We start from the raw sequence: 22,079 nt of genomic DNA on the forward strand, positions 1-22,079 counted from the left end.
TTAAAGCACCTGTGCCTGAGCGTTAGGGTTGTTGGATGCCGTCGTTCCAGACCAAGTTGAAGATCACTGGCCTTAAGCCTGGCAACCCTCCCGAATCAGTCATGGCAGCGGCCATCGAAGCTTTGGAAACCCGCCATCATGTCGAATCGAACCAGCTCGATATCGTGGGAGGAGTCCCGCAGCTCAGCCTCCGCTTCATGGTTGACGCCCGCGATTACACGGGTGAGAACGACGAAGCCCTAACCTCGGCTGCCATGATGCGCGACGCCGTCGAACGGGTTGCGTTGACCGGGAGCCTTTACGTGCTGCGTCGTAGCCGCGGACGCTGGGCGCCGATTTAGGCTGGCGTCACTCGGGCTGTGGCAGGTCGCCGTCGAACGGTTCATCCACTGGGGAACGGCTCCCGCGCCGCCGCGTCACGATCAACCCGACCACCACACCGATGACCAAGCCGACGCCCACCCCAATCAGTGAGCTGGCCCAGAACGGCAGTTTGGTTGCAGAGCCTGTGAAATAGCCCAGGCCCACCTGCCAGACCGCCCACAGCACTGCGCCCAACCCCGCGCAGAGACTGAAGCCGCGGGCCGAGACGTTGGCGATTCCAGCTGCGGACGAGGTTGCGAGCCTGCCGCCAGGGACGAACCGGGCGCCAATAATGGCGCCGTAGGTGGAGGATCGGCCTGCCTTGGCGATAGCCTCGTGGATTCCACGGTGGACTTTCCGGCCCCATCCCCAGCGATCAAGTACATGGCTCACCCGCCGCTTGAACAGCACGTAGACTGCCATGTCTCCGAGCCAGGACGCGAAGGCTGCGAGTAGGAGGATGAGCCAGAAATTGGCGTGGCCGTCGGCCGCCAGCGCACCGCCGGTGATGACCACCATTTCGGACGGGATCGGTGGGAAGATGGCGTCGCCCAGCACGATGGGAACGATCCACAAGTAAATTGCGGATCCCCACGTCTCGGGGGCGATGAAGTCCATTGGCACAAGGTACCGCACTTGCCGCCATGGCCGCTCGGCGGGAGACTGGCGCAATGCAGATCGAAATCATGCACGGGGACATCACCACGCGCGATGTAGATGCGATCGTCAACGCCGCCAACTCTTCACTGCTCGGTGGAGGGGGAGTGGACGGTGCGATACATCGGGCCGCCGGGCCGGAACTGCTGGAGGCCTGCCGCGAGGTCCGTCGCACCAAAGTGCCGGACGGTCTGGCTGTTGGCGCCGCCGTCGTGACTCCCGGATTCAGGCTCCCGGCGCGCTGGGTGATTCATACCGTGGGTCCCAACCGGCGTGCCGGCCAAACCGATCCTGCTCTGCTCGCCTCTTGCTTCCGGGAAAGCCTGAATGCGGCCGTGGAGTTGGGTGCACGGTCTATCGCTTTTCCCGCGATCAGCGCTGGAATCTTTGGTTGGGATGCCCGGGAGGTCGCGGAAGTAGCGTTCGACGCCGTGAGTTCGTTTTCATCTGCGTCTGCAGTTGATGCCGGGACGGCCAGCGGCCTTGAGTTGGTGGAGTTCGTCCTGTTTTCGGAGGATACGACGGCGGTCTTCCGGTCCGTGTTCAGCTAGTTGGGCGCGCGTCGAGTAATCAGGTGGGCGCGCATGCGGTGCAGTTGGGGCATGAGGCCGTAGATGACGATCGGGACAGCGATGGTGGCCAGGATGAAGGTGCGCAACACAGGAGCCAGGGTTCCAAGCCATTCGCCGAGCACCGCATTGATCGCTACGAGGGTCGGGAATACAGCGAGCCAGATCATTAGCGCAAGTTGGTGCTTGTTTGGCGGCGGGACCTTTACGGGTGTGGTGGGGGCTGCAGGCTTTGTCATTGGTGCTCCTTAATTCTGTTGAGGAGGTTTGCCGGGTCAAAGACCCAGGTTGAAGGTTCGGACGGCGTTTCGGATGTCCTCATCTACGAGGTCGGCGTTGATGGCTATGGCCGAGGCGGAGCCTTCACCGGCAGCGGTAATGACCTGGGCTCGGGGGTTTGCAACATTGCCGGCGACCCATACGCCGGGAATGGTTGTTTGTCCGTGAACGTCCGTGACAGGCCAGCCGTTCTCGTCGATTTCGCAGCCGAGGCGAACGGAAAGCTCGTTGTTTGGGGCAAAGCTGGGCGGCACGAACAGTGCCTTGCGGGGGACAACGCGGCCGTCATCCATTTGGATTCCGGAGAGCTGGCCGTTCTCGACCAGGACGCGCTCCACTTTGCCTTCGACGATGCCGATGGATCTGGCGACCAGTTGGGAGCGCTGATCGACCGAAAGAGTGTCAGCGGGCGTGAACAGCACTACGTCTTCACTCCATTGGCGGATGATCTGTGCGTAGCGGACTGTGTCCTGAGAGCCACCCAGGACGCCCAACGCTTGGTCACGTACCTCGTAGCCGTGGCAGTACGGGCAGTGCAAAACGTCGCGGGCCCATCGCTCCCGAAGTCCCGGTATGTCCGGCAGCTCATCAGTGAGGCCCCGTTGCGATCAGCAGGCGTCGGGCGGTAATCCGTTGGCCGTGTGCCAGCAGGACCGAGAACGCGGACTTTCCGCATTGCACGATCTCGCTCACCATGGCGTTCAGGATCTCGCCCCCATATCCCTTGACCTCGTTCCGTCCTGCTGCCAGAAACTCTCCAGGGGGCATGCCGTCACGGGACAGGAACCCTTGCATGTGGGCAGCGGGAGCGTTGCGCGGCTCCCCGGAGTCCACCACGAGAACGTTCCGGCGTGCCCGTGACAACACCAGTGCCGCGGACAGGCCGGCAGATCCGCCGCCGATAATGATTACGTCATAGTCGCTCATGTCTTCAAGGCTCCTCGGACTTCCCTAGTTCGACAACAAACGTTGCTGTTTTCGGGAATCTGACGTTGGATGGGGCCATGGATGACACAGCAACAGTGATCGCATCGGCGCTTGATCAGGTCGGCCCCAGACTCAAACGATTGCGTAACCAGCGCAATGTGACCCTGACCAGCCTCGCTGCTACGACCGGCATTTCGAAAAGCACATTGTCCCGGCTGGAGACGGGGCAGCGACGCCCCAGCTTGGAACTGCTCCTTCCGCTGGCGCACGCCTACCATGTGCCCCTGGATGATCTGGTCGGCGCTCCGGACGTTGGAGACCCCCGGATACGCCTCAAACCACGGCAGGCAAACGGGCGGACAGTAGTTCCGCTGACGAGGCACCCCGGGGGAGTCCAAGCCTGGAAGATCGTCATCCCCAACTCGAAGATCGAGCCGGAACTCAAGACCCATGAGGGATACGAGTGGCTCTATGTTCTCTCCGGCCGTATGCGGCTCGTTCTGGGTGACCATGACTTAACACTTGGGGCCCGGTGAGGTGGCTGAGTTCGACACCCGGGTGCCGCACTGGTTCGGCAGTACGGGCGACCAGTCTGCGGAAGTGCTGAGCCTCTTCGGGCAGCAGGGGGAACGGATGCATGTCCGTGCCAAGTCCAGCCGGGAGCAAGGGCGCTAGCCCAGGCGCAGATCAGATTGGGATGGTGCCCGGAGGCGGGGGGACTCAGTCGAGTGCTTCGCTGAGCTCCAGCCGGCTACGGTATTCCACGGGCTTGTTGGTGATCGGATCCACGAAGGTGATGCCGCGGGCCAACAACTGAAGTGGCTTGCTGTAATCGTCCGGGGCTTTGTCCAGCAGGTCCGGGTAGAAGGCGTCGTTGACAATGCCCAGACCCAGCGAGGCCATATGCACGCGGAGCTGGTGCGTCTTACCGGTGTGCGGCTCCAGTCGGTACAGCGCGCGCTGGTGAGTACCGGCGTCGAACGTTCTTGTCTGTTCGATGCGCGTTTCCGCGTTCGGCAGGCCATCGATAACTTCGGCGAGCAGATAGCTGCGGGACTTGGTCATGCGGTTGCGGACCACTGTGGGGAACTCGACGGCGGGATAGCCTGCGGCGGGCGTCGCGGCGGACACGCACTCGTATTCCTTTTGGACTTGTCGCTTCTCGAAGAGGACTTGGTATTTTCCGCGCGTCTCCGGGTTGGTGGAGAGCAGCAGGATGCCGGCGGTCATCCGGTCGAGGCGGTGCATGGGGATGAGGTCCGGAAGATTCAGGAGGTTCCGGAGCCGGACCAGCGCGGATTCCTGTATGTACGTTCCGCCTGGAGTGGTGGGGAGGAAGTGTGGCTTGTCCACCACGAGGATGTGCTCGTCCTGGTGGAGGATGTTGATTTCCACGGGCAGCCGCGTTTCGGGCGGGAGCGTGCGGTAGTACCAAATGAAGGTGTGGTCTTCGAGTTTTGTCCCGCGGTCCAGGGGTACGCCGCCCTCGCCCACGATTTCGCCGGCATCGAACCGGTCCTCGATGCCCTGCGGATCAATGTGTCCCCAGCGATGCATCATGTAGTCCATCGCGGTGTCCCACGGCCCGTCATCCGGGAGGCGCAGGCGGGTCGCGTTTACGCCGTCGCGCACGGGAAGGGGGGATTGCATCACCGGACAATTCTACTGTGGCCCGACATCGCAGTCGCAAACCGACGATAAAAAAGTTCTTGACAATAAAATTTGTCGGTAGGCATACTGGAAGCATGTTGGACATCGAAGTAATTGAGGACGCGGCCGCGGCAGAGGCGTCGTTGGATCCGATCCGCACGCGCATTCTGCAGGAGCTCGCCGAGCCTGGGTCGGCCACTCAACTGGCCGCCAAGGTAGGGCTACCCCGGCAAAAGGTCAACTATCACCTCAAAGCCCTCGAGCGGCATGGCTTGGTGGAGCTTGTGGAAGAGCGCCGGAAAGGCAACGTCACCGAGCGCGTCCTCCAGGCGACGGCGGCCTCGTACCTGATCTCGCCCGTCGCGTTGGCTTCGGTAGCCCCGGATCCGCAGCGTTTCGCCGACAGGTTCTCCGCCTTCTGGCTCCTGGCGCTCGCCTCCCGCACTGTCCAGGAAATGGGCAAGCTCATTTCGGGTGCGGCCGCGGCCAAGAAGAAGCTCGCGAGCTTCGCGATCGACGGCGAAATTACTTTCCGATCAGCTGCGGACCGCGCCGCTTTCGCTGAGGAACTCGGCGTAGCGGTCACGCGCCTCGTCGATAAGTACCACGACGGCGGTGCTACCGCAGTGGCGGGCGGCGCACGAAAGCACCGGCTCGTCGTCGTACTTCATCCCACCCTCAAGACCTCGTCAACGGAAAAATCAGCAGAAAAGGAACAAGGCAATGACTGACCACCGGAAATTCGAGATCGTGGCGGACACCGAACTGCCGGGCACTCCTGAGCGGGTGTGGCAGGCGGTCACCAAGGACACGGCGGCCTGGATGTTTCCCACGGACCAGTGGCCCGATGTGAAGACCGTAGAGGAATTCCCCAACCATCTTGTGTCGCGGATGGAGGGTCCCAACGGTTGGTTCAACCAATTGGAGCATGTCCTGGAGCCGGTGGAGGGTGGCCGGGCAAAGCTCCACTATGTCCACAGCGGCATCTTTGACGACAACTGGGACGAACAGTACGACGGCGCCAGCAAGCACACGGAGTTCTACCTCCACACCCTGGGCCAGTATCTGCAGTACTTCGATGGGCAGCCCGTGGTCTTCACGGATATCCAGGCGCCTACTTCGTCGCAGACTCCCGACGGATTTGTGCAACTGAAAAAGGCCTTGGGCGTGGACGGCGTGGAAGCCGGTACGCCATTTGAGGTGGACGTCGACGGCGTAGGCCGGCTGAGTGGCGAGGTGGACTTCTCCAACGAGAACTTCCTGGGCTTGCGCACCGCAGATACGCTCTTCCGATTCTTCGGTAGGAACGCTTTTGGTGCACCGGTAGGAATGACCGTGCATGAATTCGGTGGCTCGGGGGACTCCGAACTGACGGCGAAGGCGTGGGGTGCGTTTCTGGAGAAGGTTTACGCGTAGGGGTTTCCCGCCCAACTGACTGGCAGTAGTTGTTGTTCCCAGCGCTGGGAACAACAACTACTGCCAGTCACTTTGCGTTTACGGGGCCCACGCGCGGGCGACACCGTCCAATGCTGCCTCGTAGATTCCCGCCCAATCCGTGCCATGGTTGTCCACTTGCGCCAGCTCCAGGCTGACCAAGCCGTGAACTTGCCCCCAAATCGACATGGCCACGGTAGCGGGGTCGTCTTGTCGGAGCCCTCCCGCTTGCTGCGCCTTGGTGACCGCCTCCACCAGGGGAAGCATGGAGGCTGAGGCGACCTCCGGCGTCGGGCTGCAATCAACATAGGCCGCCAGTGCGCCGCCGAACATCAGCCGGTAAAGGGCTGGATGCTGCAAGGCCCACTCGCGGTATGCGCTGCCCAGGCCGCGGAGTCCGTCTTTTGCCGCAGCCTGCTGGGACTCCCCAAAGGAGCGAAAACCGTCGTCGACGGCGGCCGTCAGGAGTTGCGCTTTCCCACCGAAGAGCGAGTAGATCGCAGAGGTGGACGTGTCTGCGGCTGTGGCAACATCGCGGAGAGTGACACGCGCGGGGCCTTCACGGTCCACAAGTTCGGCGGTCACTTCAAGGAGCCGTTGCTGGACGTGCTGATCGTGAACTATGGGTCTTGCCATACGTCCAAGTGTTTCATAACATTGTTTCATAACAACGTTATGAAACCGGGAATCCCGAATTCCCCACCAAAGGAGTGACATGGCACAGGAGATCTTTCCCGGCCGTTTTACGGCGGACATCGGGCGCGAAACAGTGACCGTCTTCCTGATCGGGATGCGCGCCAACCGGTGGTGGAAGATGGGCAAGGTGGGGCGGGTGGCATCAGCCATGCCTACGATGATGCGACATCTGGCCGCCAATCCCGAGGCAGGGTTGCTCGGCAGCGAGCAGTGGTTTGGGCGCACCACCATCCTGCTCAGTTATTGGGAAAGTCCTGAGCATCTGAGGCGCTTTGCCGCGGACCGCGATTCGCCACACCTGGGGCCATGGCGGAAGTTCATGAAGGAAATTGCCGGCAGTGGCGACATCGGGGTCTGGCACGAGACGTACCAGGTACCGGCGTCGGGCATTGAAGTGGTGTACAACGGGATGCCGCTTTTTGGCCTGGCCAAGGCAACTTCCCATGTTCCCGTCGGCCCGGGCAGCAACACGGCGAAGCAGCGCATGGGCTCAGCTGCCCGGACCTCAACGGCGGGCGCCTAGGCGATTGCGACGGCGGCCGGCCGCTCGGTCTTCAGGGTCCGGCGGAGTTGGGGCGAGGCGTCGAGCTTCTGCTGGGCGGCATGCAGTCCACTGACGGCGAATTCGAGTTGCGCGGGCGGCAGGGTGTAGGGGACGCGCAGGTAATGCTCGAAAGCTCCGCCGACTCCGAAGCGTGGTCCGGCCGCCAACCGTAGCCCGAAATCCGGCGCCAGCACAGTGAGGGCGGTGCTGCAGGCGCTGGGCAGGCGGCACCAAACCGTGAGCCCGCCGCGGGGCCGTTCCACTTCCCATTCCGGCAGGTGTTCTGCAAGCAAGGCCAGCAGCGATTCCCGATTGTGCCGCAACTGGTCCAGGCGGGCGTCGAGCGGTTCCGCGAAGGACCTGACCAATCGTGTGGCGGCCAACTGCTCAACCACTGGTCCGCCCAGGTCCATGGTGGTCCGCGTCGCCACGAACCGGGTGATCATCTCCTCCTCCGCCCGGATCCAGCCCGTTCTGAGTCCCGCCCAATGGGATTTGCTGAGCGAACCGATCGAAACCACGCTGGGATTGAAGGCGGACATCGGCGAGGTCCGGACGCCGTCGAGGTTCAACCCCCGCAACGTCTCGTCCACCACCAGAACCGTTCCGGCGGCAGCGGCCGCCCGGGCCAAGCGGCGGCGCTGCAGGTCCGACATGATGCGCCCGGTCGGGTTGTGGAAATCGGGCACAAGGTAGGCCATTGCGGGGCGCTGATGGTTCATTGTGGAGACCATCGCATCAACGTCCCAAGCAGGTGAGGCGTGGGGCGGTAACGCCACGGGCAGCACTTTGCAGCCGGCTGCCCGGATGGCGTCCAAGGCATTGGGATACGTGGGGTGTTCCACCAGAACCCTGTCCTGCTTTCCCACCAGCGTATGGAGAACGATGTTGAGGGCGTGCTGTGCGCCGGACGTCACCAGGATCTGATCCGGGGTGGTGGGCACTCCTTCCGAGGAGTATTTCCCAGCGATCGCCTGACGCAACGCCTGAACTCCAAGGGCGTCGTACCCGAAGCCGGGGAGCAACGCAGGCAGTTCGGTGAGGGCGTCAGCGAATGCCCGGTGGACAACTTCGCCGGCGGCCGGAAGTGATGCGTAGGCCAGGTCCAGGAGTCCCTCGGGCGCGGCAAGGCCCGGAATGCTCACAGGTGCGGCGCGGTGAGGGATGCTCGTCCTGCCACGGCTGCCTTGGCCCGAGGTGAGAAAACCTTGCTCGCGCAGGCTCGCATAGGCCGCGGTGACAGTGGTGCGGCTTAGGCCGAGGGTCTGCGCCAGCGCCCGCTCGCTGGGGAGCGCGACGTCAAGCGGGATGCGCCCATCCATGACCAGCAAGCGCACGACGTCGGCCAGCTCCCGGTAGGCGGGCAGGGCGCCGTTGTTCCAAGAGCCCAGGAGACGGACGAGTGCGGTGGGATTCAGTGAGCCGGGCATAGGACCAGTATTCCAAACTGGCTATGGAATGCAAGGCCAGTTTTCCACGACCATGGTTACATGATGACCCGAAGAATCACACAACTCCTGATCGGCCTCGCGATGTACGGCATCTCCTTGGCCATGTTTATCCGCGCCGGGCTTGGCCTGGATCCCTGGGACGTCTTCCACCAGGGCCTATCGGAAAAGACTGGCTTCAGCATTGGTGTTGTGGTGATCGCCGTCAGCTTCCTCGTCCTCCTCCTCTGGATCCCGCTGCGGCAAATGCCCGGGATCGGAACGCTGGCGAACGCGGTGCTGGTGGGTGTCTTCGCCGATCTGGGTTTGTGGCTCATCCCGGAGTTCTCACATCTGGGCGGGCAAATTGCCATGCTGGCCGGCGCCGTGATCCTCAACGGAATCGCCTCGGCTTGCTACATCGGAGCACGCCTCGGCCCGGGAGCCCGCGATGGCCTGATGACGGGTCTGGTTCGCCGAACAGGGTGGTCCGTCCGCCTGGTCCGGACGGGAATTGAAGTAGTAGTCCTCGCCGTTGGCTTCCTGCTGGGTGGCTCCGTTGGTGTGGGTACGGTGGTTTACGCGCTGGCAATCGGCCCGATCGTGCAGATTCTCCTGCCGAAGTTCATGGTGCCGGAGCCAGCTAAGACCTTGGAACCGGCCAAGGTCCCGGAAACGGCAAACATCCCGGAAACGGCCAACGCGACCACCCACGCGGAAGCCGTGGAGGCCGCGCCGGCGGCGCCAGCTGCCTGACGAAAGGCCAGCAGCTTGGTCGTTTGGAATCCGTCAGTCCTTGATGGCTCCAAGCGAGAGACCCGATTGCCAATAGCGCTGGAGGCTGAGGAAGGCCGCGATAAGTGGAACGATCATCAGTAGTGAGCCGGTAATAACCAAATTCTGGATGAGCTCGCCATTCCCCGCCGTGGAGCCCAGCTTGTTCCACTGGTTGATTCCGATCGTCAGCGGGTACCAGGCTGGGTCCTTAAGCATGATGAGCGGCAGGAAGTAGTTGTTCCAGATTGAGACGAACGAGAAAAGCAGCACGGTGACAGTTGCGGGCGCAAGCAGGGGAAAAGCGATCTGCAGGAAGATGCGCAGTTCCCCGGCGCCGTCGATCCGCGCTGCCTCGATCAATCCGTTGGGCACGGCCTGATCGGAAAATACCCACATAAGATACAGGCCAAAGGGGTTGATGAAGGAAGGGATCAGGACGGCCCACGGCGTGTTGGTTATTCCGAGCTGGGCAAAGAGCAGGAATTGCGGAATGGCAAGTGCTATGCCGGGAACAGAAATGGAACCGAGCACGATGAGAAGGAATACGCGTCTGCCCACGAAGTCGTGCTTCGCGAGCGCATAGCCTCCCAAGGCGGCAAGGAACGTCGACACCAGTGCGCCGGCTACAACGTAAAGAATGGTATTCAGCAGCCAACGCGAAAAGATGCCGTCCTGGAAGGTGAACACCTGGACGATGTTGTCCCACAAGGCGAACCGTTCGCCGAAGCCCAGCCCGAATGATGAAACGAAATCTCCCTGCGACTTGGTGGCATTTATCACGAGCCAAGCCATGGGAATGAGACAGTAAAGCGCGAACAGCCCGGTCACAAGGGTCAGGGACGTGCTCTTCCTCGGGTTGGCCAGCGTGTACAAAGTCTTCTGGCGCCGCACGGGAGCTTGGGGCGTAGGTGTCGCCCGGTCGGTCACTGGTGCAATGGGGCTACTTGTTGAGGACATTTTTCATTCCCTTGATTTGAACCACGTACGCGATGGCAATGGTGAAGATTGCCATGACCAGGGCAAGTGCCGCGGCGTATCCCTGCTGTGAGCCGGTGAAAGCGAGGCTGTACGCGTACATGTTCGGTGTGTAGTAGGAGGTTATGCCGCTGTTGGACACGAGCGTTGCGAGAATATTTGGTTCGTTGAACAGCTGGAAGGTGCCAATAATCGAAAAAATGATCGTCACGATTAGTGAACTCCGCAGCGCCGGCAGCTTGATGTGCCGGATGATCTGGAACTCGTTTGCTCCATCGATTGCCGCGGCCTCGTAGAGCTCGCGGGGGACTGCCCGGAGAGCAGCATAGAAGATCAGCATGTTGTAGCCGGTGAATCCCCACGTCACCATGACACCAATTGAAACCATCGTCGTTTCGGGAGCGAATGGATTGAAGGATGTGCCTGCAGCCTTGTTGAGGCTTCCTATAAGTCCATACCGGATGCCGAGCATAAAGCCCCACATAAGAGTTGAGACGATGGCGGGGATGGCATAGGGCAGGAACACTACGATGCGGAAGAACCGCGAACCGTGAAGCCGCAGGGAATCGATGGCAAGCGCCAGGGCGATGGCACTGAACAGCATGATGGGGACTTGGATGGCGGTAAAAAGAACGACTCGAATTACGCCGTCATAGAACTGGCTGTCCTGAAAAAGCTTTACGTAATTGTCGAACCAAATGAAGACTCTTCCTCCGATCAGCTTGTTCTGGAACAGGCTGATGTAGGCGGAATAACAGATCGGGACGATGAAGACGAAGAGGAACAGCACACTGAAGGGCGCAATGAAGAGCAGGCCCACCTTGCGGCGTTTAGGCTGTCTGAGGGATTGGCGAACGGGTACGTTGTCTGAAACCTTTATGCGGTTCGTGAGCGTTTGCCTGCTCATGGAGGAGTCCTTCTTTCATGTTTCATCTGCAGTAACGGCCGGTGGGTGCCGCGTGAAGGCTCACGCGGCACCGCACGCCGCTAACGGACAGAGAATCCTTGTTCGTTGCCGTACTCGATGCTGCGCTTCTTCCAGGTCTCCAGGACCTCCGCAAGAGTGCCTTGACGGCTGTCGTACAAGGGGGCGGCAACGTCCTCGTAGCTTGAGCGCGCCCATCCGAAGAACGGCGGATACTGCCAGCCGGTGGCCACGTTCTTGGATGCGTCTGCGAGGACCTGGTTGTATTTCTGGTCTCCGAAGAAGGGGTTTGTCTTGCTCAGGAAAGCCTCACTGTTGAGGTTTGAGAGGTTGGGAACGAACGCTCCTGCGTCGATGCGCGGCTGGAGTCCGTCACCGTGGGTGAAGTACTCGAGGAATGCGTAGGCCGCTTCCTTGTTTTGCGCTGCCGCTGGAATGGCCATGGCGCTTCCGCCGTTTTCCCCGCCGGATTTTTCGCCGGCCTCCCACTGGGGGAGTGGGGCGACCCGGAAGTTTCCAGCTGCGTCGGGTGCGCGCTCAGGGAGGGTGGAGGTGAACCAGCCGCCGATGAGCTGCGTTGCAAGGGTGCCCTCGTTCAGTCCCCGGTTCCAGTCATCGGACCAGTTGGTTACCTTTGTGTTGACGAGGTCTTCATCGAGGAGCTTCTGCCAGAAGGCCACGGCGCGGCTGCTGCCCGCGTCATTGAAGTCAATGGTCACCTCCGTCCCGTTCACTTTGAATGGGTGGCCGCCACCCTCCCACATCAGGGACATCAGCAGGAAGATGTCGGCAGAGTCATTGGTGATGTAGTGGTCCCCGCCGAGTGCCCGGACCTTCTTGGCGGCCTGATAGAACTCGTCCCAGGTTGTGGGAGGTGCAGGGACGCCTGCTTGTGCGAGGACTGATTGGTTGTAGAACATCGCAGCCGGGCCATAGTCAGACGGAAGAGCGTAGGGCTTGCCGTCGATGGTCACGTTGCCCCAGGCGGCATCGACATAGTCAGAAGCGAGGTCCTGGGCGCCATACGGCGATAGATCAGTGAGCTTGCCGGGGATAGCGAAGAGGGGGAGCGAAAAGTACTCGAACATTGCAATGTCCGGCACCCCTGATCCGGCCTGAATAGCGTTGTCCAATGCTGTGTACTCATCGGTGGATGAACCGGCATTGACCACATTGACAGTGATGTTCGGATGGAGCTTTTCGAACCCTGTCACGGCTTCCTTGACAGTACCGTCCCAGCTCCAGACGGTGAGGGTGATGGCTTTGTCGGTAGGAACTCCGCTCTTGGCCGAAGCGTTTCCTCCGTCCGAGCAGCCGCTTAAGGCTACGACAGAGGCAATTATCGCCGCTGCCGCAAGAATCTTCTTTGGCATTTACATACTCCTTCGTATCGATGATTTTTGCCCGGGGAGCTCCGCCATGGGCCGGGGTGAACGTGTTGGGTACAACGTTGTACCTTAGATGCAAAAGCATCCATGGCACGTGTAGTTCGTGTGGTGTTCCACAGGCTCGGAGCTGTTCAGGGCTCAGTGCTCATGTGTCTTGCGGGTCGCGCAGAGGAGGTGAGCGTCTGTAGGTACAACGTTGAACCTCATGGTAGGTGGATGCTGCGAGAGCGTCAAGGAAAATCCGGAAGATTGCGTGAAGCTATGATCTAGGCATTGCCCTCGCAGGAGATGCTGCAGGGTAGGAAGGGCACTGAATGAACGCGAATCCGACTATTCATGATGTGGCCCGGGCAGCCGGAGTTTCGATCAAGACAGTATCGAATGTCCTCAACGACAACCCAAAGGTCGGCCCGGCCACCAGACTTAGGGTGCGGCAAATTGTGGATGAGATGGGCTATCGGCCCAATCTTTCGGCACGTGGTCTGCGTTCGGGAAAGACCGGAGTTATCGGCCTCGCGGTTCCCTCCCTTCGTGAGACCTATTTCGCCGAGTTGGCGGATTCTGTCATTCGTGCTGCTGCCAAGCGACGGCTGCGTGTCCTCATAGAGCAAACCAACGGGGATCGTGAGCTGGAGATTTCGATCCTCTCCGGCGGACAGATGCGTTTCACCGACGGATTGCTTTTTAGTCCCGCGGCAATCGGACAGCAGGACGTGGATGTCCTCACCACGGGCGATCCACTCGTCCTCCTCGGCGAACGTATTTTCGGAGGGCCGACCGACCACGTAACAATGCACAATACGTCGTCCGCCCGGGCTGCGGTGGAACACTTATTGGACATCGGGCGAACCAGAATCGCGCTCATCGGGGCTCCAGAGGCCATAGCCGATGACGCGAGTTCGGCGAGTCTGCGCGAGCGGGGCTACCGTCAAGCTTTGGAATCTGCAGGCATCCAGTATGACCCCCAACTCGTAGTGAGAGGTGGGACCTGGGTCCGGGAAACGGGCGTGGCCGCCATACGGCGTCTGATTGCCGACGGCACCGGATTCGACGCGATATTCGCCCTCAACGACACCCTTGCGCTCGGTGCCCTCCGCGCTCTTGCCCAGGCCGGCCTCCACGTACCCGACGATGTTGCCCTGATCGGATTCGATAACCTCGATGAGGGCAGGTTCTCCCTGCCCTCGCTCAGCAGCGTTGACCCTGGCAGGCTTGAGATCGCAGAGACGGCAGTGGATCTCTTGGTGAACCGAATCCAGGAAAGGGACGGGAAATCACCCCCCAAGACGGTCAAGGCAGACTTCAAAATCGTCAAACGGGAATCAACAGGATTTAGGGGCGACGACAACCTCGTGGGCGGTGGGTAGCAACACGCCTACGGAAGTGGTTGGCATCTGGGACAGAAGTAGATGTCCCGCTCTTCAGTTCCATCCGGCGCTGCGAGGACGTCGCGACGAACAGGTGTTCCGCAGCGCCTGCATGGCTGCCGGGCCCTGCCGTAAACCCAGTAGCCGGGCCTCATCGCCCGCGGCCCCAAGGTGGTCCGCAGGCCTGGACCCAGGTTCTCGCCCAGGAGCCGCTTCGCATCGTTGACTGTCTTGGCGAGGTCCGGCACTGAGCCCACAGGCAACGCGGGGTGGATTCCGGAAAGGAAGCATGCTTCGCAGCGATAGATGTTGCCGATCCCGGCCAGCTTCCGCTGATCGAGCAGGGCGTAGCCGATGGGGACGTCGGGTTCAGCCTGGAGCCGGCGGAGGGCTTCTTCTTCGTCCCAGTCAGGGCCGAGCAGATCAGGCCCCAGATGTCCGACGATCCGATCTTCCTCGCTGGTTGGGACCACCTCGAGAATGCCCAATGAGAACCCGACTGCGTCAACGGAAGCCGTTCGCAGCACGCAACGCGCAGTGTGGCCTGGCTTCGTCCAGCGGCCTCCCGGTGGGTAGACCATCCAACTGCCTTCCATCTTGAGATGGGAATGGATGGTCAGCTCACGCGGTTTCCTGCTCGCTCCGAGTTCCTCGTCCTCCGGTCCGGCCAAGCGCATGAGTAGGTGTTTGCCCCGGGGGACCACCTCGGTCAGTGTCCAACCCGCTAGGTTCAGGGTGGCGAAACGCGGTACCCGGAAGTCTGAAGCTGTTATGACCTGCCCGGCCAAGGCCGCGTTGAGGCGTGAAGCTGCACGCCAAATGGAATCTCCCTCAGGCACGGATCCGCAGCCCCTTCGGGGTTGAGTAGGCTCCGGCAGCCGCAAGGGCAGCAGCAATCGGCGTGTCCAGGAGGTCGTGACCGTTGACCTTTTCCATGAAAAGCTTGTCCACTGCTCCGCGTCGCACCACGTCCACCAAAGCTTGGGCAGCCACCGCAAGGACGGCGTCGTCGTGGCTGAAGGTGAGAAGAGTCTTACCGCCGCGCTCAACATAAAGGACCAACGCGCCGTCGACCATCACCACCAGCGCGCCGGCCCTTCCGTCCGGGGCGGTGTCCGGAACCGGCGTCGACGGACAGCGCCGGCCACGGCAAGGCGGCACCGTAAGGGTTGGCCGGGTCCGTGGCTGCAAGTGCCAGTGCCGTGGGTTCTGCCTTGGTGATGCGCGCATCTTCGGTGAAGGAACGGAGCCTGTCCACCGTCGCTGGGACGGCGAATTGGGCCGCTCCCAGGTGCTCGATGAAGTAGCCGCGGCGGCAACGCCCGGCTTCCTCGAGACGGGCCAGAACTTTGTACATGAGGCCGAAACCGCCGATGATGTTCTCGGCCATGACCGAGCCCCGGGTGACGACGCCATAGCGGTCCAGCAGAAGCTCGGCGGTACCGCGAGCGTGGATGGTCGGGTCGAGTTCGGGGGAGGGGAGCGCGGACCAGCGTCCTACGGCCGATGGCGGGGCGGGAGCGGTGCCGGAGACGGAACCATAGCGCCCACCCGTAAGCCCGGGGGAGCCCAGTAGGCCCGTACCGTGGGAGCGCCCCAACCTGCTCATTCTCGGGGCACGGGCGCGAGGTGCCTTGGCCACCTGCCGGTGTGCTGTGCGCCCACCGGCGATCATGGCCCGCACGGGAGCAAAGGTGTCGCCCGTGACGCGGCCGGCCCACACCAGATCCCAGAGCGCCGAGACCACGGCATCATCGCTCAGCACAGAGTCCATTCCGCCTGCCACCTCGGTGAGTTGGCGGAAGAAGTAACCGCCACCTGCACCCAGGTAGTCAAGGAGCCGCTGTTGGGCGTCGCCGGGCTCGAAATCCGGGGCGGGATTGAGCGTCAGCTCGGCGGAGTCAGCCACATGGAGACTGATCCAACCGTCGTTACCCGGCAAGGCGCCAGCCCCGGACCACAACAACTCACCGGCCGCCATGAGCTCGTCCAACATGGCTGGTTTGTAGTCCGCCACGCGGCTCGCGAGCACCAATGGCTCCCATGCGGAAGCGGGAATGGGAACGCCTGAGAGTTGATCAACTGCCGTAATGATGCCATCGAGTCCGCGCAATGCCTGGCTTCGGGACTTCCCAGGTGCGGTCACGTTCTGCCATGCCGGCAGGAACCGCCCATAGGCGGCAGTGTCAACGGGCTCAACCTCTGCGCGCAAGGCGGCCAGAGAACGACGCCGGAGCTTCCGCAGGACCTCGGCATCACACCATTCGCTGGACGGCGGTGCCTCGGCGGACATGAGCTCGGAGTCCAGAGGCTCTAGTGGGGTGCTCTCCGTCGCCACGGCATGTGGCCGGAACTCGCCCTCCACGACACGGCCATCGGCAGCGAGCCGCTTCAGTGCGGTATTGACGACGGCGACGCCAAGTCCCAGCCTGGATGCGGCCTCGGCTGCTGTGAATGGTCCGTGCGTGCGCGCATACCGTGAGACGAGGTCGCCCAGGGGATCGTGGACGGGCTCAATGAAGGCGAGCGGCACGCCCATGGGCAGGGGGACACCAATGGCGTCGCGCAGCCGGGCGGCATCTTCCACTGCCGCGAAACGCTCGACGCCGCCGATCGTTACTTTTAGCGCCCGGTTGGCTTTCTGGAGTGCGGCAAGGTGTGAGCCGGCGTCCGGCCCTTCCTCAAGGCGCTCCGCCACTTCCTCAACACTGAGCGGACCAAGCAACCGGAGGAGGTCAGCAACGCCTTCCATTCCCCGCACGCGACGGTCCGGCACCAGCCGCTGCAGCTCGCGTTCCGTGGCATCAATGACCGCGGCGTCAAGAAGCTCGCGCAGTTCCACCCTGCCCAACAGCTCATTGAGCAGCGTGGAATCCAATGCGAGGGCTGCCGCCCGACGCTCCGCCAAGGGGGAGTCGCCCTCGTAAAGGAACTGTGCCACATAGCCAAACAGCAGGGACTTCGCGAAGGGTGATGGTTGCTGGGTGGTGGTCTCCACAATGCGCAGTTCGCGGCGTTCGACCGATGCCGCGATGTCCTTCAGGGCGGGCAGATCGTAAACATCCTGCAAGCATTCGCGGACGGTTTCGAGCACGATAGGGAAGGACGGGTACTTTCGGGCGACGTCCAGCAATTGGGCCGAGCGTTGACGCTGCTGCCAAAGGGGTTGGCGCTTGGCCGGGTTTTGACGGGGGAGCAGCAGGGCGCGGGCGGCGCACTCACGGAACCGCGAGGCGAACAACGCACTCCCGCCAACCTCGGCGGTGACGATCTGTTCGAGTTCCTCGGGATCGAACAGGAACAGTTCAGCACCGGGTGGCTCGTCCTCCATCATGGGCACGCGAAGAACGATGCCGTCATCGGCGGCCATGGCTGAACCATCCAAGCCGTACCGCTGCTGAAGGCGTTGTCCAACGGCCAAAGCCCACGGCGCGTGAACAGGCATTCCGAACGGGCTGTGGAGAACAACACGCCAGTCCCCGAGTTCGTCATGGAAACGTTCCACAACCAATGTTCGATCGCTGGGAACGATGTTTGTGGCCTGCTTCTGTTCTTCCAGATACTGCAGCAGATTGCCGGCCGCGAAGGCATCGAGCCCACTTGCCTGGCAGCGCTCCATGGCTGGTGCGGGGTCGGCCGCGGAAAGCTCGCGGATGAAGGCTCCCAAAGCGCGGCCGAGATCCACCGGACGGCCCAGCGAACCGCCCTTCCAGAAGGGGAGCTTTCCAGGCTGGCCGAAAGCAGGGGAAACCAATACGCGGTCGTGGGTGATGTCTTCGATTTTCCAGCTGGTGGCTCCGAGGGCAAAGATATCGCCTACCCGCGACTCGTAAACCATTTCTTCGTCGAGTTCGCCAACGCGGCGCCCACCTTTCGCGGCACGGGCGGAGGCGCTGGGGCCTTCACCATCGGCGTTGGCCGGGGATGAGGATCCTTCAACTTCCGTGCCGATGATGTACACGCCGAAAAGGCCTCTGTCAGGAATGGTGCCGCCCGAGGTGACCGCAAGTCGCTGTGCCCCCGGCCTGCCCTCAATGGTGCCTGCATGCCGGTCCCAGATAATGCGTGGCCGAAGTTCTGCAAATTCGTCGGACGGATACCGTCCGGCCAGGAGATCCAGCGTGGCCTCGAACGCGGACCGGGGCAGGCTGGCAAACGGCGCCGATCGGCGCACGGTGCTGAACCATTCCTCGACGTCGATGCTGCCCAGGGCCGTGGCGGCGACGGTTTGCTGGGCCAGGATGTCCAAGGGATTGGTGGGGATGCTGAGGCGCTCGATTTGGCCACTCAGCATCCGTTCCACTGTGACGGTGGTGTGAAGGAGGTCAGCCCGGTGCTTGGGGAACAACACGCCCTCGGAGATCTCGCCCACTTGGTGGCCGGCACGCCCTACTCGCTGTAGGCCGCTGGCTACCGAGGGCGGTGACTCGACCTGGATGACAAGGTCCACGGCTCCCATATCGATGCCAAGTTCCAGTGACGATGTGGCAACGACGCAGCGCAGCCTGCCCGACTTCAGGTCATCCTCGATCATTGCCCTCTGGTCCTTGGAAACCGAGCCGTGGTGGGCGCGTGCCAAGACAGGATCTGCTCCGCTGGTGCTGCCGGCCTGGGCCATCATATGCGCCGGCGTCGCAGTGGACACGGGAGCGGCCCCCGCGGACTGGGTGGCCGGCCCGGTGCCCCAGCTTCCCGAATCCTCAGCCTTGCCGGCAGCACCCCACTCACCGCCGGCCGCGGCCAACATTTGCCGCTCGGCATGGATCTCGTTCAATCTGGCGGTCAGCCGTTCGGCCAGGCGGCGTGAGTTGGCGAAGACGATGGTGGACTGCTTGGAAAGGACAAGATCGACAATCTGTTCCTCAACATGGGGCCAGATGGATGCCTGCGGCTGAAGCCCGGAAGCAGGGCCGGAGTCAAATGCGCCCGCGGCCCCTTGCAGGTCCGACATGTCCTCCACAGGCACAGTGACTGTGAGGTTCCAGTTCTTCTTGGACGGCGGAGCCACAATTTCCACAGGTGCCTGGCCGGCCAGGAACTGGGCCACGAGCTCACGCGGCTGCACCGTAGCAGAGAGGCCGATCCGCTGGGCAGGCTTCGGTAGAAGGGCATCCAGCCTTTCCAAGGACACCGCAAGATGGGCGCCCCGCTTGGTTCCAGCTACAGCATGCACTTCGTCGATGATGATGGTGTCTACTTCGCTCAACGTTTCCCGGGCACGGGACGTCAGCATCAAGAAAAGGGACTCCGGCGTAGTGATCAGGATGTCCGGCGGGTTCGATAACAGGGAGCGCCGATCTGCCGCCGTCGTATCTCCGGAGCGGACTCCGACTGTCACAAGAGGTGCCGGCAGTCCCAATCGTTTGGCGGTTTGCGTTATCCCGATGAGCGGTGAGCGAAGGTTCCGTTCCACGTCCACGCCCAGTGCTTTGAGTGGCGAAATGTAAAGGACGCGGGTCTTTGTTTTAGGACGTTTGGCGCGCCCCTTCCCGTCGGGGACGGATTCCAACCCCGGCAACGTGTCCGACGGCGTGGAATGCAACCTGTCCAAGGCCCAAAGGAAGGCGGCAAGAGTCTTGCCGGAACCAGTGGGGGCCACCACCAGGGCATGCGAGCCCGAAGAGATAGCGTTCCAGGCGCCATCCTGAGCGGGGGTGGGCGCGGAAAAAGCGCCAAGGAACCATTCCCTGGTTGCCTGGCTGAAACGGCCGATGGCGCCCGTGGACGCCTGCTGCTCCTGCATTCCTCCATCATGCCCCACGGCTCAGACAGAATAAGCCCGAGCCGTGGGTTGATGGTTAGACGGCCTGGAAGGCAGTGATGGTCAGTAGTTTGATGCCGGTGTTGCTGCAGGCATCGTGCTGCTCGGCAACGAACAGTGACGCGGTGTCATTTGGCGGGTAGATGCGGTAACCGGCAGCAGGCACCTTGGTGCAGTCGCCGTAGTTTCCAGCCTGGGTGTAGCGCAGTTCAGCCCACGCCGATTTGCCCGGGGCAAGCTCAATCTTGGTGACCGGCGTGGTGGTTTCGCGGGTAGCAGGCTCGCCGATAGGGGCACCGTTGGCGTCGGCCGTCAAAGAAACGCCTGCGAAACCCTCAAGGGTACAAGGCGTGGTTCCGGAGTTCGTCAGGATCAGTTTTTCGTAGATGCTTCCGGCAGCGCCGCCGCCAGTGGAATCAGTGGCGGCAGTCAGGGAATCGGCCTTGCATTGACCTTCGGCGGCGGGTGCTTCGGAGCTGACCGTTCCCGACGGTGAAGGCGAGTTGCTCGCGCTGGGGGAAGCCGACGTCGGAGATGCCGAAGATGAGGTGGGCGGGGCACTGCTGCTTCCTGCGGGGCTTGGGCTTGGCCCGCAAGCAGCAAGGAGCAGCAGCGAGGCTGCCGCCGTCGTTGTCACAAGTCCGGTTTTGATGCGCTGAGTCCACATGCGCACCAGCCTTGCGCCGGGTGTGACGCGAGTCAATTGAGCCACGGCACGGAAAGAGGATTGGCGTCCGGATCGTGATCTTTCCGGACGCCAATCCGCTAAAGGTTCGCCCTGTTACTTTGCGTCGACCTTGGCCGCTGCTGTCTTCGCTGACCGGCCGCGGAAGAACGCGGCGCCGCCCAGGCCCAAACCAGCGATACCGGCAACAAGGCCCGCCCAGCTGCGTGCCTGTGATCCGTCGTCGGTCACCGATGACGCCTGCTCCGTTGACACCGTGCCTGCTGCGTGGTGGTCACCTTCGGCTTCGGCCGGTGTGATGGTTACGGCCGGGGCCGGGGCCTTGAGCTCGTGCTCGTCCTGTCCCTCCTTCGGGATCTCCGACCAGTCAGTCTGGCCCTGCTCGCAGGTCTGCAGAGTGGGGAAATAGAGCGTCTTGCCAGCGGCGTCGGGCAGCTTGACCGAGAGAACCAAAGCATCACGAAGATGCGGGTCCAGCGGAGCCTTGGCTGTGTACACGATCTGGCTGGTCCGCTTCGTGATGGTGGTGCCATTGTCCAGCTTCTTCGGCTCCGCCAACGTCTCCGTAACTTTCTCGACGGTCCAGTTTGGGTTGACTGTGGGCTGGGCATCGGTCAGTTCCTCGGGCAACGAGATAGCGACTTTTGTTGTGCCGAACGTGTCGCAGCCGTGGGGGATACCGAACGTCAACAGGGCGTACGAGTTTGCGGCAGTCTTGTTCGGATCCGCCGATACGTGTGCGGATGCTCCGGCCAGGCCGGCCATCATCAAGGCAGCGGTTCCGCCGGCGGCAGCGGTCGCGGACAGGGTACGGCGGAGGGTGGACTTCTTCATGGGATTGCCTTTCAAGGGCGCCGGAGTTGGCGCCGGGTACGGGTTTATGGCCCGTCACCAAAGGCGTCTGCTTGGTGCGTTGCGCTGGTGCCGGGCGGAATCAGGGAAGAACGACGGCGGCGGGCGGGGCCGCGGCGGCTGTCTTGCCTCAGGTTCCGCCAGGGGCGGGGCAGGAAAACGTCAGGTGCGCCGACGGCGATAGGGGAGGCGCCGGCGTCGGGCCTGAACAGCAGCGTGGGCAGCGCAACCAATGGACGCAGCCACGCCGCCAGCTGCCACAGTGCGTCCTCGCCCTTGGCCAGGATCACGGCAGAGCCGATCGTGGCCAGGATGTGGCCAGCCAACATCACGGCGCCCAGAGTTGAGTCCAGCTCATGGAGGTGGGGCGCCGCTGTGTAGAGCAAAGGATTCAGGGACTCGGCCGCGGCGTGGTGCGCATTTCCTTGGGCTGTTGCCGTCACTGGACTCAAAGCTGTGAAGGCTTCGTGGAGTACGAACTGGCTGGTTCCAAGCAAGGCTGTCATGGAGGCGACGTTGAGTTTGAAGCGCGTGGCCAGCGTCGCGGCCAATGCCGTCAAGGCGACAAGTGCCAACAGGACCGGGACAACGGGAAGTTCGCCGCCGCCGATCACATGGGCTCCGGCAGCAAGAAACACGATAACGAGCGAGATCGCGCCGGACCGCAAGGCATGGAAGGGTGCCCGGGGCTGCGATAAGCGCACGGAGTCCTCCCTAAATTGCCTGCCTGGATGCTGCTGTTGTCAGCGTCCTGATTCTATCGGGAGTTCGGAGTTGGACTGGCCTCGGATGGGTGCCTATGT

The 22,079-nt window shown here is 62.3% G+C and carries 23 protein-coding genes and 1 pseudogene; 8 read left to right on the forward strand and 16 right to left on the reverse strand.

Going from position 1 to position 22,079, the window contains the following annotated elements; all coding sequences use genetic code 11:
* The first annotated feature begins 35 nt into the window (after positions 1-35).
* A complete protein-coding gene (locus LDP01_RS22415; protein WP_224094314.1) occupies positions 36-341 on the forward strand; it encodes a hypothetical protein in 306 nt (101 codons plus the stop codon).
* 7 nt (positions 342-348) lie between these two features.
* Here the strand turns inward: LDP01_RS22415 and LDP01_RS22420 are convergent, their stop codons facing one another.
* Positions 349-981 (reverse strand): DedA family protein, encoded by a 633-nt coding sequence (locus tag LDP01_RS22420; RefSeq protein WP_224094316.1) that lies wholly within the window; start codon positions 979-981, stop codon positions 349-351.
* 53 nt (positions 982-1,034) lie between these two features.
* Here LDP01_RS22420 and LDP01_RS22425 point away from each other — a divergent pair, with 53 nt between their 5' ends.
* Positions 1,035-1,571, forward strand: coding sequence for an O-acetyl-ADP-ribose deacetylase (locus tag LDP01_RS22425; protein ID WP_224094318.1), 537 nt, complete (start codon positions 1,035-1,037; stop codon positions 1,569-1,571).
* Here the strand turns inward: LDP01_RS22425 and LDP01_RS22430 are convergent.
* The 3 genes from LDP01_RS22430 to LDP01_RS23825 are packed head-to-tail and all read right to left on the reverse strand — an operon-like array spanning position 1,568 to position 2,795.
* Positions 1,568-1,828: a putative antibiotic biosynthesis monooxygenase gene (locus tag LDP01_RS22430; protein WP_224094319.1), complete on the reverse strand. Its 261-nt coding sequence runs from the start codon at positions 1,826-1,828 to the stop codon at positions 1,568-1,570. The genes LDP01_RS22425 and LDP01_RS22430 overlap by 4 nt on opposite strands.
* A 36-nt stretch (positions 1,829-1,864) precedes the next feature.
* Positions 1,865-2,407, reverse strand: a complete 543-nt coding sequence (locus LDP01_RS23820; RefSeq protein WP_346658942.1) for an NAD(P)/FAD-dependent oxidoreductase — start codon at positions 2,405-2,407, stop codon at positions 1,865-1,867.
* A 49-nt stretch (positions 2,408-2,456) separates the two neighbouring features.
* Positions 2,457-2,795 carry an FAD-dependent oxidoreductase gene (locus LDP01_RS23825; RefSeq protein ID WP_346658943.1) on the reverse strand — a complete coding sequence of 113 codons (339 nt, stop codon included), beginning with the start codon at positions 2,793-2,795 and terminating at the stop codon, positions 2,457-2,459.
* Positions 2,796-2,872: 77 nt separating this feature from the next.
* Here LDP01_RS23825 and LDP01_RS22440 point away from each other — a divergent pair.
* Positions 2,873-3,470, forward strand: a pseudogene (locus tag LDP01_RS22440) (helix-turn-helix domain-containing protein).
* Between the two features lie 45 nt (positions 3,471-3,515).
* Here the strand turns inward: LDP01_RS22440 and LDP01_RS22445 are convergent.
* Entirely contained in the window at positions 3,516-4,445 is a 930-nt protein-coding gene (locus LDP01_RS22445) for a pseudouridine synthase (RefSeq protein WP_224095132.1), read from the reverse strand.
* A 95-nt stretch (positions 4,446-4,540) separates the two neighbouring features.
* Between LDP01_RS22445 and LDP01_RS22450 the strand changes: the two genes are divergently transcribed.
* Together LDP01_RS22450 and LDP01_RS22455 are read left to right on the forward strand one after the other, a co-directional pair.
* Positions 4,541-5,176, forward strand: a complete 636-nt coding sequence (locus tag LDP01_RS22450) for an ArsR/SmtB family transcription factor (protein WP_224094320.1) — start codon at positions 4,541-4,543, stop codon at positions 5,174-5,176.
* Positions 5,169-5,861 carry an SRPBCC family protein gene (locus LDP01_RS22455; RefSeq protein WP_224094321.1) on the forward strand — a complete coding sequence of 231 codons (693 nt, stop codon included), beginning with the start codon at positions 5,169-5,171 and terminating at the stop codon, positions 5,859-5,861. The genes LDP01_RS22450 and LDP01_RS22455 overlap by 8 nt, the downstream gene beginning before the upstream one ends.
* Positions 5,862-5,939: 78 nt before the next feature.
* On the opposite strand, the gene LDP01_RS22460 is transcribed toward LDP01_RS22455, so the two are convergent.
* Complete coding sequence (locus tag LDP01_RS22460) at positions 5,940-6,515, reverse strand: TetR/AcrR family transcriptional regulator (RefSeq protein ID WP_224094322.1); 576 nt, start codon at positions 6,513-6,515, stop codon at positions 5,940-5,942.
* Between the two features lie 79 nt (positions 6,516-6,594).
* On the opposite strand from LDP01_RS22460, the gene LDP01_RS22465 reads away from it, so the two are divergent.
* On the forward strand, positions 6,595-7,098 hold the full coding sequence (locus LDP01_RS22465; protein ID WP_224094323.1) for a DUF4188 domain-containing protein: 504 nt from the start codon (positions 6,595-6,597) through the stop codon (positions 7,096-7,098).
* Here the strand turns inward: LDP01_RS22465 and yczR are convergent.
* Positions 7,095-8,549, reverse strand: a complete 1,455-nt coding sequence (gene yczR / locus LDP01_RS22470; protein WP_224094324.1) for a MocR-like transcription factor YczR — start codon at positions 8,547-8,549, stop codon at positions 7,095-7,097. The two genes, LDP01_RS22465 and yczR, sit on opposite strands and share 4 nt — an antisense overlap.
* A gap of 60 nt (positions 8,550-8,609) precedes the next feature.
* Between yczR and yczE the strand changes: the two genes are divergently transcribed.
* Positions 8,610-9,302, forward strand: coding sequence for a membrane protein YczE (yczE, locus tag LDP01_RS22475; protein WP_224094325.1), 693 nt, complete (start codon positions 8,610-8,612; stop codon positions 9,300-9,302).
* Positions 9,303-9,335: 33 nt separating this feature from the next.
* Here yczE and LDP01_RS22480 read toward each other — a convergent pair whose 3' ends face one another.
* The 3 genes from LDP01_RS22480 to LDP01_RS22490 all read right to left on the reverse strand — a co-directional run bounded on the left by LDP01_RS22480 (position 9,336) and on the right by LDP01_RS22490 (position 12,596).
* Positions 9,336-10,280: a carbohydrate ABC transporter permease gene (locus LDP01_RS22480; RefSeq protein WP_224094327.1), complete on the reverse strand. Its 945-nt coding sequence runs from the start codon at positions 10,278-10,280 to the stop codon at positions 9,336-9,338.
* Positions 10,264-11,205 (reverse strand): carbohydrate ABC transporter permease, encoded by a 942-nt coding sequence (locus LDP01_RS22485; RefSeq protein ID WP_224094329.1) that lies wholly within the window; start codon positions 11,203-11,205, stop codon positions 10,264-10,266. Before LDP01_RS22485 ends, LDP01_RS22480 begins: the two co-directional genes overlap by 17 nt.
* An 80-nt stretch (positions 11,206-11,285) precedes the next feature.
* The gene (locus LDP01_RS22490) at positions 11,286-12,596 is read right to left on the reverse strand and encodes an ABC transporter substrate-binding protein (protein ID WP_224094332.1); all 1,311 of its coding nucleotides are present in this window, start codon (positions 12,594-12,596) and stop codon (positions 11,286-11,288) included.
* Positions 12,597-12,925: 329 nt separating this feature from the next.
* On the opposite strand from LDP01_RS22490, the gene LDP01_RS22495 reads away from it, so the two are divergent.
* A complete protein-coding gene (locus tag LDP01_RS22495; protein WP_224094334.1) occupies positions 12,926-13,978 on the forward strand; it encodes a LacI family DNA-binding transcriptional regulator in 1,053 nt (350 codons plus the stop codon).
* 8 nt (positions 13,979-13,986) lie between these two features.
* Here LDP01_RS22495 and LDP01_RS22500 read toward each other — a convergent pair whose 3' ends face one another.
* The 6 genes from LDP01_RS22500 to LDP01_RS22520 form a co-directional block, all read right to left on the reverse strand.
* Complete coding sequence (locus LDP01_RS22500) at positions 13,987-14,817, reverse strand: DNA-formamidopyrimidine glycosylase family protein (protein WP_224094336.1); 831 nt, start codon at positions 14,815-14,817, stop codon at positions 13,987-13,989.
* Positions 14,810-15,061 carry a hypothetical protein gene (locus tag LDP01_RS24050; protein ID WP_527249099.1) on the reverse strand — a complete coding sequence of 84 codons (252 nt, stop codon included), beginning with the start codon at positions 15,059-15,061 and terminating at the stop codon, positions 14,810-14,812. Before LDP01_RS24050 ends, LDP01_RS22500 begins: the two co-directional genes overlap by 8 nt.
* Positions 15,024-19,721, reverse strand: a complete 4,698-nt coding sequence (locus LDP01_RS22505) for an ATP-dependent helicase (protein ID WP_527249100.1) — start codon at positions 19,719-19,721, stop codon at positions 15,024-15,026. The genes LDP01_RS24050 and LDP01_RS22505 overlap by 38 nt, the downstream gene beginning before the upstream one ends.
* A gap of 55 nt (positions 19,722-19,776) precedes the next feature.
* Positions 19,777-20,406, reverse strand: coding sequence for a DUF4232 domain-containing protein (locus LDP01_RS22510; RefSeq protein WP_224094339.1), 630 nt, complete (start codon positions 20,404-20,406; stop codon positions 19,777-19,779).
* A gap of 114 nt (positions 20,407-20,520) precedes the next feature.
* Positions 20,521-21,258 (reverse strand): YcnI family copper-binding membrane protein, encoded by a 738-nt coding sequence (locus tag LDP01_RS22515; protein ID WP_224094342.1) that lies wholly within the window; start codon positions 21,256-21,258, stop codon positions 20,521-20,523.
* 44 nt (positions 21,259-21,302) lie between these two features.
* Entirely contained in the window at positions 21,303-21,980 is a 678-nt protein-coding gene (locus tag LDP01_RS22520; protein WP_224094344.1) for a hypothetical protein, read from the reverse strand.
* Positions 21,981-22,079 lie beyond the last annotated feature (99 nt).

Source organism: Arthrobacter sp. StoSoilB13, assembly GCF_019977255.1.
Classification (GTDB): domain Bacteria; phylum Actinomycetota; class Actinomycetes; order Actinomycetales; family Micrococcaceae; genus Arthrobacter.

Excerpts from the sequence above, each read along its gene's own strand:
- LDP01_RS22415 (WP_224094314.1), top strand. The coding sequence starts at position 36 with ATGCCGTCGTTCCAGACCAAGTTGAAGATCACTGGCCTTAAGCCTGGC.
- LDP01_RS22420 (WP_224094316.1), bottom strand. The coding sequence starts at position 981 with ATGGACTTCATCGCCCCCGAGACGTGGGGATCCGCAATTTACTTGTGG.
- LDP01_RS22425 (WP_224094318.1), top strand. The coding sequence starts at position 1,035 with ATGCAGATCGAAATCATGCACGGGGACATCACCACGCGCGATGTAGAT.
- LDP01_RS22430 (WP_224094319.1), bottom strand. The coding sequence starts at position 1,828 with ATGACAAAGCCTGCAGCCCCCACCACACCCGTAAAGGTCCCGCCGCCA.
- LDP01_RS23825 (WP_346658943.1), bottom strand. The coding sequence starts at position 2,795 with ATGAGCGACTATGACGTAATCATTATCGGCGGCGGATCTGCCGGCCTG.
- LDP01_RS22445 (WP_224095132.1), bottom strand. The coding sequence starts at position 4,445 with ATGCAATCCCCCCTTCCCGTGCGCGACGGCGTAAACGCGACCCGCCTG.
- LDP01_RS22450 (WP_224094320.1), top strand. The coding sequence starts at position 4,541 with ATGTTGGACATCGAAGTAATTGAGGACGCGGCCGCGGCAGAGGCGTCG.
- LDP01_RS22455 (WP_224094321.1), top strand. The coding sequence starts at position 5,169 with ATGACTGACCACCGGAAATTCGAGATCGTGGCGGACACCGAACTGCCG.
- LDP01_RS22460 (WP_224094322.1), bottom strand. The coding sequence starts at position 6,515 with ATGGCAAGACCCATAGTTCACGATCAGCACGTCCAGCAACGGCTCCTT.
- LDP01_RS22465 (WP_224094323.1), top strand. The coding sequence starts at position 6,595 with ATGGCACAGGAGATCTTTCCCGGCCGTTTTACGGCGGACATCGGGCGC.
- yczR (WP_224094324.1), bottom strand. The coding sequence starts at position 8,549 with ATGCCCGGCTCACTGAATCCCACCGCACTCGTCCGTCTCCTGGGCTCT.
- yczE (WP_224094325.1), top strand. The coding sequence starts at position 8,610 with ATGATGACCCGAAGAATCACACAACTCCTGATCGGCCTCGCGATGTAC.
- LDP01_RS22480 (WP_224094327.1), bottom strand. The coding sequence starts at position 10,280 with ATGTCCTCAACAAGTAGCCCCATTGCACCAGTGACCGACCGGGCGACA.
- LDP01_RS22485 (WP_224094329.1), bottom strand. The coding sequence starts at position 11,205 with ATGAGCAGGCAAACGCTCACGAACCGCATAAAGGTTTCAGACAACGTA.
- LDP01_RS22490 (WP_224094332.1), bottom strand. The coding sequence starts at position 12,596 with ATGCCAAAGAAGATTCTTGCGGCAGCGGCGATAATTGCCTCTGTCGTA.
- LDP01_RS22495 (WP_224094334.1), top strand. The coding sequence starts at position 12,926 with ATGAACGCGAATCCGACTATTCATGATGTGGCCCGGGCAGCCGGAGTT.
- LDP01_RS22505 (WP_527249100.1), bottom strand. The coding sequence starts at position 19,721 with ATGCAGGAGCAGCAGGCGTCCACGGGCGCCATCGGCCGTTTCAGCCAG.
- LDP01_RS22510 (WP_224094339.1), bottom strand. The coding sequence starts at position 20,406 with ATGTGGACTCAGCGCATCAAAACCGGACTTGTGACAACGACGGCGGCA.
- LDP01_RS22515 (WP_224094342.1), bottom strand. The coding sequence starts at position 21,258 with ATGAAGAAGTCCACCCTCCGCCGTACCCTGTCCGCGACCGCTGCCGCC.